At 38.2% G+C, this 14,560-nt stretch carries 14 protein-coding genes; 10 read left to right on the top strand and 4 right to left on the bottom strand.

Annotated features, from left to right (window positions below; genetic code table 11):
* The first annotated feature begins 11 nt into the window (after nucleotides 1-11).
* Entirely contained in the window at nucleotides 12-638 is a 627-nt protein-coding gene (locus NOX80_RS01660; RefSeq protein ID WP_256551603.1) for a LysE family transporter, read from the top strand.
* Nucleotides 638-970, top strand: coding sequence for an MGMT family protein (locus NOX80_RS01655; RefSeq protein ID WP_256551602.1), 333 nt, complete (start codon nucleotides 638-640; stop codon nucleotides 968-970). The genes NOX80_RS01660 and NOX80_RS01655 overlap by 1 nt, the downstream gene beginning before the upstream one ends.
* Before the next feature lie 4 nt (nucleotides 971-974).
* Here NOX80_RS01655 and NOX80_RS01650 read toward each other — a convergent pair whose 3' ends face one another.
* Nucleotides 975-2,324 (bottom strand): sensor histidine kinase, encoded by a 1,350-nt coding sequence (locus tag NOX80_RS01650; RefSeq protein WP_256551601.1) that lies wholly within the window; start codon nucleotides 2,322-2,324, stop codon nucleotides 975-977.
* A gap of 11 nt (nucleotides 2,325-2,335) precedes the next feature.
* Entirely contained in the window at nucleotides 2,336-3,691 is a 1,356-nt protein-coding gene (locus NOX80_RS01645) for a sigma-54-dependent transcriptional regulator (protein WP_256551600.1), read from the bottom strand.
* Nucleotides 3,692-3,838: 147 nt separating this feature from the next.
* Between NOX80_RS01645 and NOX80_RS01640 the strand changes: the two genes are divergently transcribed.
* The 8 genes from NOX80_RS01640 to NOX80_RS01605 all read left to right on the top strand — a co-directional run bounded on the left by NOX80_RS01640 (nucleotide 3,839) and on the right by NOX80_RS01605 (nucleotide 12,389).
* On the top strand, nucleotides 3,839-5,080 hold the full coding sequence (locus tag NOX80_RS01640) for an efflux RND transporter periplasmic adaptor subunit (protein WP_256551599.1): 1,242 nt from the start codon (nucleotides 3,839-3,841) through the stop codon (nucleotides 5,078-5,080).
* 145 nt (nucleotides 5,081-5,225) lie between these two features.
* Nucleotides 5,226-5,939: an ABC transporter ATP-binding protein gene (locus NOX80_RS01635; RefSeq protein WP_256551598.1), complete on the top strand. Its 714-nt coding sequence runs from the start codon at nucleotides 5,226-5,228 to the stop codon at nucleotides 5,937-5,939.
* A 25-nt stretch (nucleotides 5,940-5,964) separates the two neighbouring features.
* Nucleotides 5,965-6,708, top strand: coding sequence for a GIN domain-containing protein (locus NOX80_RS01630; RefSeq protein WP_256551597.1), 744 nt, complete (start codon nucleotides 5,965-5,967; stop codon nucleotides 6,706-6,708).
* A gap of 2 nt (nucleotides 6,709-6,710) precedes the next feature.
* Entirely contained in the window at nucleotides 6,711-9,113 is a 2,403-nt protein-coding gene (locus tag NOX80_RS01625) for an ABC transporter permease (protein ID WP_256551596.1), read from the top strand.
* 333 nt (nucleotides 9,114-9,446) lie between these two features.
* A complete protein-coding gene (locus tag NOX80_RS01620) occupies nucleotides 9,447-10,577 on the top strand; it encodes an Mrp/NBP35 family ATP-binding protein (protein WP_256551595.1) in 1,131 nt (376 codons plus the stop codon).
* A 2-nt stretch (nucleotides 10,578-10,579) separates the two neighbouring features.
* Nucleotides 10,580-10,819 (top strand): NifU family protein, encoded by a 240-nt coding sequence (locus NOX80_RS01615; protein WP_256551594.1) that lies wholly within the window; start codon nucleotides 10,580-10,582, stop codon nucleotides 10,817-10,819.
* Nucleotides 10,820-10,995: 176 nt separating this feature from the next.
* On the top strand, nucleotides 10,996-12,054 hold the full coding sequence (locus tag NOX80_RS01610; protein WP_256551593.1) for an NAD(P)/FAD-dependent oxidoreductase: 1,059 nt from the start codon (nucleotides 10,996-10,998) through the stop codon (nucleotides 12,052-12,054).
* 2 nt (nucleotides 12,055-12,056) lie between these two features.
* Complete coding sequence (locus tag NOX80_RS01605; RefSeq protein ID WP_256551592.1) at nucleotides 12,057-12,389, top strand: 2Fe-2S iron-sulfur cluster-binding protein; 333 nt, start codon at nucleotides 12,057-12,059, stop codon at nucleotides 12,387-12,389.
* A gap of 33 nt (nucleotides 12,390-12,422) precedes the next feature.
* Here the strand turns inward: NOX80_RS01605 and NOX80_RS01600 are convergent, their stop codons facing one another.
* Nucleotides 12,423-13,208: a DUF3050 domain-containing protein gene (locus tag NOX80_RS01600; RefSeq protein WP_256551591.1), complete on the bottom strand. Its 786-nt coding sequence runs from the start codon at nucleotides 13,206-13,208 to the stop codon at nucleotides 12,423-12,425.
* 169 nt (nucleotides 13,209-13,377) lie between these two features.
* Complete coding sequence (locus tag NOX80_RS01595) at nucleotides 13,378-14,556, bottom strand: acyl-CoA dehydrogenase family protein (protein WP_256551590.1); 1,179 nt, start codon at nucleotides 14,554-14,556, stop codon at nucleotides 13,378-13,380.
* Nucleotides 14,557-14,560: the final 4 nt, after the last annotated feature.

The raw sequence follows: 14,560 nt of genomic DNA, 5'->3' as shown, positions 1-14,560 counted from the left end.
TGAATTATTTCATGCCCCTTATACTTGGTTTTACCGTTGCGTCGATCGGAATTACTCCGCCCGGCTTGCTAAATATGACGGCCGCAAAACTAAGTGTTAGAGATGGCAGAAGTAAAGCCATGATGTTTGCATTGGGAGCGACATTGACCGTTCTTTTTCAAACTTATCTGGCTGTTTTATTTGCAAAATTTATCGACAGAAATCCGGAGATCATCAACCTGTTACAGGAAATCGGTCTCGGGATTTTTGTTTTGCTAACGATCTATTTCTTTACGATCGCCAATAAACCGAAAAAACCGGAAGCAGAACTTAAAATGAAAAGCCGGACCAGTCGCTTCTTTTTAGGAATGCTATTGTCGGCACTTAATCTTTTTCCGATACCCTATTATGTATTTGTAAGCGTATGGCTTTCGCGAAACGGCTATTTTTTCTTTAATCAATCGTATATCTCACTGTTTGTGTTAGGTGCCGTACTAGGATCTTTTTTGGTATTTTACTTTTATATCGTCTTTTTTAAAAAGAAAGAAAACGGGAAACCGTCTTTTCTGATGAACAATATCAACTACATTATCGGCTCTATAACCGGATTGGTGTCTGTCGTTACGTTAATCAAACTGATCAATAATCATTTAGGATAATGAAAGCCGAAAATGAGAATTTTTTCGAAAAAGTGTATACTATTGTCCGACAAATTCCCTACGGACGGGTAACTTCCTATGGCGCGATAGCCAAAGCTTTAGGAGCAGCGCGCTCAGCCCGGATGGTAGGATGGGCGATGAATGCCGCCCACGGAAAAGATGATGTACCGGCGCATCGTGTGGTAAACCGAACCGGAATGCTAACCGGAAAACATCACTTTGAAGGAACGAACCTAATGCAACAATTACTCGAAAGTGAGGGCGTTAAAGTGAAAAATAATCAGGTGGTTCATTTCGATAAAATATTCTGGCAACCGGAAGTGATGTTGTAAAAACTTATTTTTCTCCTTCAATCAAACTGATTATAAAAGTAGTATGACTACTGTCACGTTGAAAATTAAGATAACCGCCGTGAGCCTCAACAATATTTTTGGAAAGCGTTAGTCCGATACCGGCACCCTCTATTCGGGTTGTAAAAAACGGAAGGAATATTTTATCCTGTATCTCTTTTTCGATGCCGCTGCCGCTATCAGCAATTGTAATAAAAACCCGATTATGAGCAACTGAAGCCGAAATTTCTATTTCTTTTCGATCCGTTGTATCATCTGAAAGGGCATACATACTATTCGTCAGCAGATTTAAAATGACCTGTTCCATTTGTTTTTGATCGATCAATAGCCAACGGTCAAAGTCGATTTTATTATACAATGTAATGCCATGCGTTTTAAGTAACGGAGCCATGGTGGCAATACAGGATGTTATAAGTGATGCCAACGATATTTTTTCTTTTTGTGGGGATGGAAGCATCGCTAATTTTCGGTAATTATCGACAAAAAACTGAAGATGATCACTACGGTTGATTATAGTAGAAAGACTTAGGCGGATATCATCAAAATCTTCTTGCGTCAGGTTTTCCTGGCTTACAATTTCCTGTAAATTCTGTGAAAGCGAACGAATAGGAGTTAATGAGTTCATTAATTCGTGTGAGATCACTTTCATCAGATTAATCCAGGCTTCTTTCTCTTTTTTCTCGATTACTTTCTGAATCGAATCCAAAAAGATAATGTAATATTCGGTGTCGTAGCTCTTACTTAATGCGGCTTGAAGTCGGAAGGTTTGATAATCATTATCGGAATTGATACGGATTTGAACCGATGTTTTTACTTCCTGAAATCCGAACTGTTCAATTGCCGAACAAAAGGACGGAATTTGTTTTTTAAGATAATGCCACTTTGAAACTTTCGGAACGGTAAACTGATTTGAAAAATAATCATTCATCAGAAAAATCCGCCAATCGTTTTCCGCTTTTTCAAGAATTAAAACACCGCTGTCGATATTGTTTAAGATCGTACGATATATTATTTCTTTTGACGTCATCTCATTTTTTTGGTTTTTTAATGTTTCGTATAATTCATGAAGTTTCCTGTAATTTCCGGTTTTATAGGCATCGGAATAACTGGCCGAAAAATCGTTTTGTAAGATGGCCGAAATGGTCTTGTCGTAAAATAAAAAAGCATTTTTAATAAAATAAAACAATTCCAATAGTAGTAAGCCAACAAGACAAATACCACAAAAAAGACTATAATACAGTTGCTTCTGGAAAAGAAAAAAACAACTTATGACGATCGCCAGTACGAGTAATAACCGAATAAAAAAAGCGGTATAAAGTTTTAGAGATTTTGTCATCTTGTTGTAGTTTATTCGTTTGTTGCAATTCCGAATTTTTCAATTCTACGGTAAAGCGCAGCGCGGGACAACCCCAATTCCTCGGCGGTTTTACTGATATTATACTGATGTTTTGCCAGTGTTTTTTCGATTGTTCGTTTTTCCAGATCGGATAGCTGTACGTCTTCTTGAGAATTGTTTACAGGAATGATCAATGCTAAATCCAAATCGGTGGCAGTAATGATATTATCTTCACAAAGGATGACGGCTCGTTCAATTCGGTTTTCCATTTCCCGAATATTACCGTTCCAGTTGTGCTTTTCCATGTTTTCCAAAGCTTTATCATGGAACAGAAGAGTATTTCGACCGTATTTTTCTGTCAGTTGTGACAATAGAAAATGAGCAAGCGGAATAATATCGTCCTTTCTTTCGCGTAACGGCGGTAATATAATGGTCATCGTATTGATGCGATAAAACAAATCTTCTCTGAAATTTTTAAAAGCAACTTCCTGTTTCAAATCCAGATTGGTCGCTGTAATAATCCGAACATTTAAAGGTCGTGCTTTGGCTTCTCCTAAACGGGTAACGGTTTTGTTCTGAATTACCTGAAGCAATTTCGATTGCAAGTGTAAAGGAATATTCCCGATTTCATCAAGAAATATCGTGCCGTCCTGTGCAGCTTCAAAACGCCCGGGTGTATCCGCTTTAGCATCGGTAAAAGCACCTTTGGCATAACCGAACAATTCGCTTTCAAAAATATTTTCGTTTAAGGAACCCAGGTCAACGTGTATAAAAGGATGGTCTTTTCGGTTCGAATGCTGATGAATATACTCGGCAAAAACATATTTTCCGGTTCCGTTTTCTCCCAATATAAGGACATTCGCATCGGTACGGGCTACTTTATCGGCAATAGTATAGGCCTGTTTGATTGTCGGTGAATTACCGATAAAAACAGATCGGGCAGCTAGCTGTTGTAGCGGATTATTTTTATGCTCTTTCCGGCTTTTGGCTACGGCATTGTTGATCACCGTGAGTAAATTGTCGTTGTCCCAGGGTTTCATAACATAATCAAAAGCACCGGATTTAAGACCTTCAACGGCTGTTTCTACTTTTCCGAATGCGGTCATCAAAACAACCACTGTATTCGGAGCAAGTAATTTGATTTCTTTTAACCAATGAATGCCTTCACGGCCATCTTCAAAGCCAATCCTGTAATTCATGTCCAGAAGTACGACATCGATCGGGTTATCGGCAAGCAACTGAACCAGTTTTTTCGGCGAATTTGCGATGTGGATAACCTCAAAATGTTTTTTTAGCAACAATTTTGCGGATAAAAGAATGTCATCCTGATCATCAATTATAAGAATCTGCGCTTGTGTTTTTTTCATGAGTGTTCGGTTTCGGTCAAAAAAGTGTTCATTATCGGACACTTCTAAAATATGACGAAATTAAAAAAGGTTGATAATCAGTAAGTTTTTGATTTTTAAATCTGTGGCACGAAATTGATACTGTATGTAGTGTCAAAAATTAATACAATGGATACTGTTATCACTCGTAAAAATAAAAAAAATAGCTATCGGATAGGGTTTGTGCTGCTTTTTTTGATTGTAAGTTATTTCGCTTATTCTATGATTACAAAAGAGAAAAGCCTGAACATAAAAAAAGAAGAAATTAGCATTAAAACAGTGAGTAAAGCTTACTTTGAAGATTTTATCATTTTCCAGGCTAAAGTGGAACCGTTAAACTCTATTTTGGTTAATATTATCGAAGGCGGATCGGTACAGGAAATTTTTGTTGAAAACGGAGATCATGTAGAAAAAGGACAAGCATTAGCTAAATTGTATAATCCGAATACGGAATTAAGTTATCTGACACAGGAAACATCAATGATCGAACAAATCAATAACCTGAATAAAGCACGTCTTGATATCCGAAATCAGGAACTGAATCTGGCGAAAGACCTCGTTGCCATTGAACACGATTATAACACGGCGAAACAATTGTATGATCTTAATGAGAAATTGTTTAAAAAAGGGATTATTGCTAAAAACGAATGGGAAACAACCCGCGAAGGTTTTCGCTACCAACAGGAACGAAAAAATATTATTCAGCAAAGCATACAAAAGGAAAAACAAACCAATCAAATCCAGATTCAGCAAATTAACCGGTCGATTGCCACAATGGAAAAAAGCCTTGGAATATTGCGTGATAATAAGAGAAACTTTTTGGTAACTGCACCTTTGTCCGGCCGACTTTCTTCGTTCGAACCGATTTTAGGGAAAAATTATCAGGCGGGTGAGAGTATCGGAAAAATCGATGTGATGCAAGGCTATAAATTACTGGCTAAAGTGGATGAATTTTATCTGGAAAAAGTAACGGTAGGCCAAAAAGGACAAATCGAATACAAAGGAAAACAGATTCCGGTTCATATTACAAAAGTGATTCCGGAAGTAAAAGAGGGTAAGTTTCTGGTCGAACTGGACTTCGATCAAGCCAAAGAGCTGGATTTAAAACAAGGACTGAGTTTTGGTGTAAAGCTGACCTTATCTGAAAGTGTTAAAACACTGGTACTGCCTAAAGGAAGTTTTAATCAGGAAACATCCGGAAACTGGATTTTTGTTGTCAACGGAGACAAAGCTGTACGACGCAATATCAAATTAGGTAGGGAAAACCCACTGTATTTTGAAGTACTGGAAGGATTAAAAGAAGGTGAAAGTGTAATTACATCATCTTATCAGGACTATAAAGAAGTAGCTGTTTTGCAATTCGAAAAATAGAGCAGTTTCCGTTCCGTAAAAGAGCAAATCAGAAAAAGAATTAATTTTATCCGGATGACGGAAAAATCAAACAAAAGAAGTAGAATCAAAAACGCATTATAGCGTTACATCAAATAAAAATCAATCAATCTAAAAACGAACAGTTATGATCAACATTAAAAATCTTTCCAAAGTTTTTCGAACGGAAGAAGTTCAGACAGCTGCTTTAAACGCGATTGCGTTACAAATAAACGAAGGTGATTTTATATCGGTAATGGGACCTTCGGGTTGTGGAAAATCGACACTTTTAAATATTATCGGACTTTTGGATAGTGGTACAGAAGGTAGCTATCAGTTATTGGAGCAGGAAATCATCGGAATGAAAGAAAATGATAAAGCGCGATTACGGAAACAACATATCGGGTTTATCTTCCAGAATTTCAACCTGATCGATGAGCTTTCGGTATATGACAATATCGAATTGCCGTTAATCTACAACAATGTTGCGAGTGCCGAACGGAAAAAAAGAGTGGAAACGATTGCGGAGCGTCTTTCATTGGGACACCGGCTAAAACATTATCCGCAACAACTTTCAGGTGGTCAGCAACAAAGAGTAGCGGTAGCGAGAGCGTTGATTACAAATCCGAAAATCATTCTGGCGGATGAACCAACCGGTAATCTGGACAGTAAAAACGGAAACGAGGTTATGGAACTTTTAACCGACTTGCATGCGAATGGTGCCACGATTCTAATGGTAACCCACTCGGATTATGATGCGTCCTTTTCGCAAAAAACAATTTATATGAAAGACGGCGCAATTCTAAACGAAAAACAAAATGCCAGAAATGTGGACGTTTTAGTCGATGCCAAAGAAAATTAAAAAAACCTGCTAAAAAAGAAAAAACATGATACGAATTGTAATAGCGCTAACCGTAAGTCTTATCGGCTTCATTTGTAAAGCCCAGGTAAGCGAAAACAGAACGATAGCCGATTTTAAAACGATAGAAGCGTCCAGTGGAGTAGAAGTGCGTTATACACAAAGCAAAGCAACGACTTTAAAAGTGACTACTGATGATGCTGATAAATTAAAAAAGATTAGTACCGAAGTAAACAATGGTGTGTTAAAAATTACAGTAAAACCGGGAAAAGGAGAGCAAAATTTTAAAGTATTACGCGTTGACGTTTCAAATCCGGCGGTTAATACATTTAAGATTAAATCAGCTGCAAAATTAACGGTTGAAAATAGTAGTAATAATGATGAAACCAGGATTGATGTTTCGTCCGGAGCGCAATTTAAAGGGAATGTCAAATCCAAAAATGTACAGTTGGAACTTAATTCCGGATCGGGTTTTCAGGGCGAAATCAATGCAACGGTATTGGTAGCGTCTCTTTCCGGCGCAGCAAAAGCTACCGTTTCCGGAAACACCAATGAAATGAAACTTAAAGCGCATTCGGCTGCTGTTTTTAAAGGCGCCGATCTAAAAGCAAAATATGCAATTGTTGAGGCGGAAAATGCTTCGAAAGTAGGCGTTAGCGTAAGTGAAAAACTAGATGCGAAAGCAAGCTCGGTGGCTGCAATTGAGTATTACGGTAAGCCGAAAACGGTTACGGCCGATAAAAAATCATTAGGAACTATTACTGCGAAATAAAGATGATACAAAACTGGTTAAGCGTGTTTGTGTATCATTTTAAGCAACACAAACTGTTTTCAATACTCAATATATTGGGGTTGAGCATCGGAATTTCGGGATTGATATTCGCTATTCTCTATTGGAACGAAGAGCATTCTTATAACGAATGGAATCCGGAAAAAGATAAAGTGTATGAAGTAATAAACGATATGGGTGAAGCGGGCAAATGGGCCTGGAATGTAGCGCCGACAGCTCCGATTCTGGAGGCATCCTCTAAAAATATTGAAAGTTACTGTTACTATACGGCATGGTATTCGGAAGAGATTCTGAACTACAACGGGAAAAAAGAAATGATCAAGAAAATTGGAGCAGCCGAAAGTAATTTCTTTTCCTATTTTCCTTTTGAATTTATAGCCGGAAATCCGAAAACAGCCATACAGGATCAGAGTAGTATAGCATTGTCGGAAGACGTCGCCAAATTGTTTTTTAAAGATGAAAATCCGATCGGAAAACAAATGATCTATGACGGTAAACCCTATGCGGTAAGAGGCGTATATCGTATTCCGGGTAAGTCTTCGATGGCTCCTGATGTGATGTTGTATTTGAAAATGGATAAGGCAAGCGAAAGCTGGGGCGATTTTAATTATGGATTAATGCTTAAAATCAATAGCCCGGCCAAAGTGAATGCAGTTTGTAAAGAGATTGAAAAAATTTATTACGAACACCGTATCCGGAAAACGGCTGCCGAAATGGGAATTACGGAACAGGAGTTTATTAAAAAATACGGAAGTATCAAGGTTTCATTGACGCCATTGGCAAAAGCGCGATTAAGCGATTTAACCAGCGGATTAGCAGAAGGGAAAGGAAACTATCAGTTTTTATGGATTATGATGGGCCTTTCGGTGCTGATACTCGTGCTTTCTATTGTGAATTATATCAATCTGGCTACGGCAAATGCGATTAAAAGAGCGAAAGAAATCGGTATCCGAAAAATTATAGGAGCTACTAAAAAGCAAATCGTATGGCAGTTTGTTTTTGAAACCGTATTAGTGGTTTGTGGCGCCTTGATTTTGTCGCTGATGATTGTGGAACTTGCGCTACCATATTACAATTCGTTTTTAGAGAAAAACCTCGAAATGATCGGAAGTCAGTTCTATTTGCAATTATTGCTGATCGTGGTAGTGGTTATTGCATTGGCGGGTATTTTTCCTGCGATATATGTGTCGAATTTTGAAACTTTAAAAGTGCTGAAAGGTAATTTCGGACGAAGTAAAAACGGAATATGGCTTCGAAACGGGATGTTGATTCTTCAGTTTGCTATTGCGACATTTTTTATTATCGGTTCTTATATCGTATACCAACAGGTACGTTATATGAGTCATAAGGAATTGGGATATAAAGGCGATCAGGTTATAACAATCCCGTATCGTACTAAAAGAGACGGAAATGATTACGACCGATATAAAACAATCCGGCAGGAATTGAAGAAAATAAAAGGCGTTAAGGGCGTAGAAGCAGGAACATTTAATTTTTCCGGTAGAGGGGCCTCGTCTTCAACAGGTTTTACGCATAATGATAACCAGATTCAGGCACAAAATATGGGAATCGACTTTGATTTGCTGAATATGCTGGATATAAAACTGCTTCAAGGGCGAATGCTCTCACCGGAGTTAGCTTCTGACACTGTTAATACAATGTTGATCAATAAAGTAACATGGGAGAAGATGGGAGAGAAAGATCCGGTTGGAAAGGAAATCGAATGGAACGGTCATAAATTAAAAGTGGTTGGAATAGTCGATAATTTCCATTTATACGGATTACAGCGGGAAATACCGCCAATGGTTTTCTTTCATATTAAAACCGTTCCGTGGATGCAATCTAATATTAACCGGATTTATGTAAAAGTAGACCCGCAGCATATGGATCAGACGCTTGCTGATATGGAGAAATTCTGGACACAGAAAGTCGATACCGAATATCCGTTTAAATATGACTTTGTGAACAAGGAATTTGAGCGAACCTATGAGACTTTTGTGAAACAGCGTAATTTGTTTTCATTGCTTAATATTGTCGTGATTGCGATTGCTTTATTCGGATTGTTTGCACTGGCTTCTTATTCAATTGAAAGAAGAATTAAAGAAATTGCGATTCGCCGGACTTTAGGAGCGGAAACCGGAATGTTATTAAAGAATCTTTCGGTACAATATGTCGTTTTTTGTATCATTGGTTTTGCCTTTGCTGCGATGCCGGCCTATTACCTGCTGAACAAATGGCTGGAAGATTTTGCTTTCCGGATTTCAATTACGATATTACCTTTTATTATCGGTTTTATAGTATTGCTATCGTTAACCTTGCTGATTGTGCTTTCAAAAGCGTATCAGGCAACCCGGGTTGATATCCTGAAATATCTGAAATACGAATAATCCACTTTATTTAACTACCTGTAGCTGCAATCGGATCTAATTCGGTTGCAGTTTTTTTTGAAAATAAAAGAAAGAAAATGATTTTTTGCCGATAAAGTGTTGTTTTTGAGGTTGTTTTTTAATCGTGAATTGAATATAATTGAAAAAACAGAAGAAGCGAATACTTTGAAAGTGTTGTAATTACAGGTCGTCAGGGCTTTTCAGGATAGTTGCATGAAATCAAGCTATCGAGCGATAAACAAATACAATTCTTTATCTTTATTTTAAGAACTTTTCATCTTATCTTTGCAATATAAAGTCAGTCTTAATAAATGGCTTAAAGTGAATTAAATAATGAAATTAGATAGAAAAGAAATTCTTAAGGCATTGGAGTCAATTTCCGTTGCCGGGGAAGGTAAAAATATGGTTGAAAGTGGTGCAGTTCAAAATGTAATCACTTTCGGAGATGAAGTAGTGGTCGATTTATTGTTGCATAATCCGGCGTTGCATATCAAAAAACGCGCTGAGGTTGACATTATGAAAGTCATCCACGAAAAAATATACGATAAGGCAAAAATAAAAGTAAATATAAAAGTTGAAGCTCCGGAAAAACCTGAAATTAAAGGGAAATCAATTCCGGGAATCAGTAATATTATTGCTGTTTCTTCCGGTAAAGGAGGCGTTGGAAAGTCAACAATTACAGCAAATTTAGCAGTAACACTGGCCAATATGGGCTTTAAAGTGGGCGTTTTGGATGCTGATATTTACGGACCGTCTATGCCGATTATGTTTGATGTGGAAAAAGCACGTCCGATTTCAGTTGAGGTTGACGGAAAATCCAAAATGAAACCTATCCAGAGTTACGGTGTGGAAATCTTATCGATCGGTTTCTTTACCAGTCCGGATCAGGCGGTAATCTGGAGAGGACCAATGGCGGCAAAAGCATTAAACCAAATGATTTTTGATGCCGATTGGGGAGAATTAGACTTTATGTTGCTGGATTTACCTCCGGGAACAGGAGATATCCATTTATCGATTATGCAGTCGCTTCCGATAACCGGAGCGGTTGTAGTAAGTACACCTCAGGCAGTGGCTTTGGCCGATGCTAAAAAAGGAGTGTCAATGTTCCAGGCCGAAAGTATTAATGTTCCGGTTCTGGGAATCATTGAAAATATGGCTTATTTTACACCGGATGAATTGCCGGAAAACAAATATTATATCTTCGGAAAAGAAGGAGCAAAAAATCTGGCAGAAGATTTACAAGTGCCTTTCTTAGGAGAAGTTCCGATTGTTCAAAGTATTCGCGAAGCAGGTGACTACGGTCGTCCGGCGGCTTTGCAAACGGCAACGCCAATCGAAAAAGCATTCGAAGAACTGGCTCGTTCCGTAGTTCAGGAAGTAGTGAGCAGAAACGAAAGTCTGCCACCTACAGAAGCAATAAAAATTACCACGATGGCTGGATGTTCAGCTGTAAAAAAGAAATAAAAATGACAACAGAAGAAATCAAACTAAACGTTGAAAGAGCACTTGAAGAAATTCGTCCGTTCTTAAATTCGGATGGTGGCGATATTACACTTATCGAAATTGAAGACGATAAACATGTAAAAGTTCGTCTTGAAGGTGCCTGCACAGCTTGCAGTGTCAATCAGATGACGTTACGTGCCGGTGTAGAAACTACGATCAAAAAATATGTACCGCAGATCGAAACTGTGGTTAACGTAGCATAAATTCAGGATACAGTACCCGACTTTTGACGATTGTCAGAAGTTGGGACTTTTTTTACCTTCAGGATTCTTTCCTGACCAGGTGTATAATGCCTTCCATCGTTGGATTTCTTGATATTTGTCATAGAACAAGAAAATAATTCGAAGGACATTTGTGTCCTTAATTAATCCATTACGTAATGATTGAAACAGATATACTAATTATTGGCGCAGGTCCCACAGGACTTTTTGCCGTTTTTGAAGCAGGTCTTTTAAAATTAAAATGTCATATTATTGACGGACTTCCTCAACCCGGAGGACAATTAACAGAGCTTTATCCTAAAAAACCGATTTTTGATATACCGGGATTCCCGTCAGTATTGGCCGGAGATCTTGTGGATAACCTGATGGAACAAATCAAACAGTTTCAGCCGGGATTCACGTTGAATGAAAAAGCAGAAACAATCGAAAAACAGGAAGACGGTACTTTTATCGTAACAACTGATAAAGGAACGCAACATCATGCAAAAGCTGTGGCAATTGCCGGTGGATTGGGTAGTTTTGAACCGAGAAAACCAATTCTGAAAGATTTGGAATTTTACGAACAGGAAGACCGCGGGGTGGAGTATTTTGTAAAAGATCCTGAGAAATTCCGCAATAAAAAAGTAGTTATTTCCGGTGGAGGTGATTCTGCTTTGGATTGGAGTATCTTTTTAGCAAATGTGGCTTCGGAAGTAACATTGGTTCACAGAAGAAATGAATTCCGTGGTGCTTTGGATTCTGTTGAAAAAGTACAGGAATTAAAAAAAGCCGGAAAAATCCGTTTAATAACACCGGGAGAAGTTGTCGGATTTAAAGGTTCGGAACGAATTGAATCGGTGGATATCGAAATCAACGGTGCCCGAATGAATGTGGAAACGGATTATTTTATTCCGTTATTCGGTTTAACGCCAAAGTTAGGAGCTATTGCAAATTGGGGCTTAGAGATCGAAAAGAATGCGATTAAGGTAAACAATGCATTGGATTACCAAACGAATATCGAGGGAATCTATGCTATTGGCGATATCAATACGTATCCGGGAAAATTAAAGTTAATCCTTTGTGGTTTCCACGAAGCAACTTTAATGTGTCAGAGTGTGTTTAACCGGCTGAATCCGGGTAAAAAATATGTTTTAAAATATACTACCGTAAGCGGTGTAGACGGTTTTGACGGTACCCGTAAGGAAGCTGAAAAAGCGGTTGTAAAATCAATAGAATAAAGATGTCTCAGGATGTAACCATAATAATTACAGATCGGGAAGGGGAAGTTCACGAAGTTCAGGCGCCAACCGATATGAATATGAATATCATGGAACTGGTACGGGCCTACGAACTGGCGCCGGAAGGAACCATCGGGGTTTGTGGCGGAATGGCAATGTGTGCCTCTTGCCAATGTTATATACTGAATGATGTAGCATTACCCGAAATGAATGATGATGAAGAAGCTATGTTGTCGGAAGCCTTTAACGTTAAGGATAACAGCCGACTCGGATGTCAGATTCACATTACCGAAGCACTGGAGGGATTACAGCTGGAATTAGCTCCGGAATATTAATAAAAAAACATCCTGAAAAGGATGTTTTTTGTTTTATGTAGTAGCCATATTTTTCTGGCGGATATTTTCTTCTATCGCATTCCATAAACCGATGCGTTTTTCCAGAGCGAGAACAGATATGTTTTCGACAGCCTCCCATTTCTCAGTATCATTACCGCAAAGCTCAGTGATCATTTGCATAGCCATCGGGCCGTGATCATCTGCGTCCAGTTCGATATGTCTTTCAAAATAATAAACTAGTTTGGAAAGGTCGGTTGCCGGGAAATTCTCCTGAAAATACTTTAGAATCGCTGTAAACATACCCGGAATCAGATCTTCGCGACCAAATGTAAAGGCTGCAGCAATTTCATGAGGTTTTCCTTCTTCAATTACACGAAAAGTGAAATCAAGGAACGCTTTGATATTCGGGTGTAAATCACTTTGCTTAATGGATACAAAAATGTTTTGTGTACTAACGACGTTCTCAAGGAAATGAGCCACTTGTGTGGTGTTAGCCTTACAGTCGTTCATTGCATCGATATACATTTCAAAATGACTTAAACGTTTGCCGTCAAGTGAAATATCGGATTCTTCTGCTAATACAATTTCATTGATCAAATAACGGGTCTCCGGATTTTTTGTAGCAAACCAGGGAGTTGTAGTGCAGGTAAGTTTAGCTTGTAAAGCTTTTAGTAACGACATAAAATCCCAAACCGCATATACATGTCCTTCAAGAAAACAATGCAGGTCGTCTATGTTTTGAATTTGACTGTATAAAGGATGGTTAAGTAGAATGTCCTTCTGAGGCTGAATCTTTTTGTTGATGGATATTATATTCATTGTTGAGAGTTTGCTACAAAAATAAACAAGCTAAAGGTTATGTGAATAGCTTTTAACATTGATTTTATTAATTTGGATATCAATAGGCTTGATAGTGGGTGATTCTGACCATAAAAAAAGAGCTTTATTAAAGCTCTTTTTTAAAATATAACGGATAAAATAGTAAATCTTATTTGAATGCATTTAAACCGGTAACATCCATACCTGTAATTAGTAAGTGAATGTCGTGTGTTCCTTCGTAAGTTACTACCGATTCTAAATTCATCATATGACGCATGATGGAGTATTCACCTGTAATTCCCATACCGCCTAACATCTGGCGGGCATCACGTGCAATAGTTAAAGCCATATCAACATTGTTTCGTTTTGCCATTGAAATCTGAGCTGATGTTGCTCTTCCTTCGTTACGTAAAACACCTAATCTCCATGTTAATAATTGCGCTTTTGTAATTTCAGTGATCATTTCAGCTAATTTCTTTTGCTGTAATTGTGTTGCACCAATTGGTTTGTCAAACTGGATACGTTCTTTTGAATAACGTAAAGCAGTGTCATAACAATCCATAGCGGCTCCGATAGCACCCCATGCAATTCCGTAACGTGCAGAATCCAAACATCCTAGCGGTGCTCCTAATCCGGATTTATTCGGTAAAAGGTTTTCTTTCGGTACTTTTACGTTGTCAAAAATTAACTCACCTGTTGCAGATGCACGTAATGACCATTTATTATGTGTTTCCGGAGTTGAGAAACCTTCCATTCCTCTTTCTACGATTAAACCGTAAATTCTTCCTTCTTCATTTTTAGCCCAAACTACAGCGATATCAGCAAACGGAGCATTGGAAATCCACATTTTGGCACCGTTCAATAAATAATGGTCACCCATATCTTTAAAGTTAGTTACCATACCGCCCGGGTTAGAACCGTAATCCGGCTCTGTTAATCCGAAACAACCGATAAATTCTCCGGTTGCTAATTTCGGAAGGTATTTCATACGTTGCTCTTCGTTACCGTATTTCCAGATCGGATACATTACTAAAGAAGACTGTACTGATGACGTAGAACGAACACCGGAATCACCTCTTTCAATTTCCTGCATGATTAAACCGTAAGAGATCTGATCCAATCCTGCACCACCATACTCAACCGGGATATAAGGTCCGAAACCACCGATTTCAGCTAAACCGTTTATGATTTGTTTAGGGAATTCTGCTTTTTGAGCATATTCTTCAATGATTGGGGAAACATCACGTTTTACCCAGGCACGTGCTGCATCACGTACTAATTTATGTTCGTCTGATAATAAATCGTCTAATAGGTAATAATCAGGAGCTTGAAATAAGTCTGGTTTCATTTGT

Origin of the sequence: Flavobacterium cerinum, assembly GCF_024496085.1 — a bacterium.
Classification (GTDB): Bacteria; Bacteroidota; Bacteroidia; order Flavobacteriales; family Flavobacteriaceae; genus Flavobacterium; species Flavobacterium cerinum_A.
Note: the sequence above shows the minus strand (reverse complement) of the source record. Positions and strands in the feature narration are given on the sequence as shown.

Coding starts and splice junctions, on each gene's coding strand:
- NOX80_RS01650 (WP_256551601.1), bottom strand. CDS start 2,324: ATGACAAAATCTCTAAAACTTTATACCGCTTTTTTTATTCGGTTATTA.
- NOX80_RS01600 (WP_256551591.1), bottom strand. CDS start 13,208: ATGAATATAATATCCATCAACAAAAAGATTCAGCCTCAGAAGGACATT.
- NOX80_RS01630 (WP_256551597.1), top strand. CDS start 5,965: ATGATACGAATTGTAATAGCGCTAACCGTAAGTCTTATCGGCTTCATT.
- NOX80_RS01625 (WP_256551596.1), top strand. CDS start 6,711: ATGATACAAAACTGGTTAAGCGTGTTTGTGTATCATTTTAAGCAACAC.
- NOX80_RS01620 (WP_256551595.1), top strand. CDS start 9,447: ATGAAATTAGATAGAAAAGAAATTCTTAAGGCATTGGAGTCAATTTCC.
- NOX80_RS01655 (WP_256551602.1), top strand. CDS start 638: ATGAAAGCCGAAAATGAGAATTTTTTCGAAAAAGTGTATACTATTGTC.
- NOX80_RS01605 (WP_256551592.1), top strand. CDS start 12,057: ATGTCTCAGGATGTAACCATAATAATTACAGATCGGGAAGGGGAAGTT.
- NOX80_RS01660 (WP_256551603.1), top strand. CDS start 12: ATGCCCCTTATACTTGGTTTTACCGTTGCGTCGATCGGAATTACTCCG.
- NOX80_RS01635 (WP_256551598.1), top strand. CDS start 5,226: ATGATCAACATTAAAAATCTTTCCAAAGTTTTTCGAACGGAAGAAGTT.
- NOX80_RS01645 (WP_256551600.1), bottom strand. CDS start 3,691: ATGAAAAAAACACAAGCGCAGATTCTTATAATTGATGATCAGGATGAC.
- NOX80_RS01615 (WP_256551594.1), top strand. CDS start 10,580: ATGACAACAGAAGAAATCAAACTAAACGTTGAAAGAGCACTTGAAGAA.
- NOX80_RS01610 (WP_256551593.1), top strand. CDS start 10,996: ATGATTGAAACAGATATACTAATTATTGGCGCAGGTCCCACAGGACTT.
- NOX80_RS01640 (WP_256551599.1), top strand. CDS start 3,839: ATGGATACTGTTATCACTCGTAAAAATAAAAAAAATAGCTATCGGATA.
- NOX80_RS01595 (WP_256551590.1), bottom strand. CDS start 14,556: ATGAAACCAGACTTATTTCAAGCTCCTGATTATTACCTATTAGACGAT.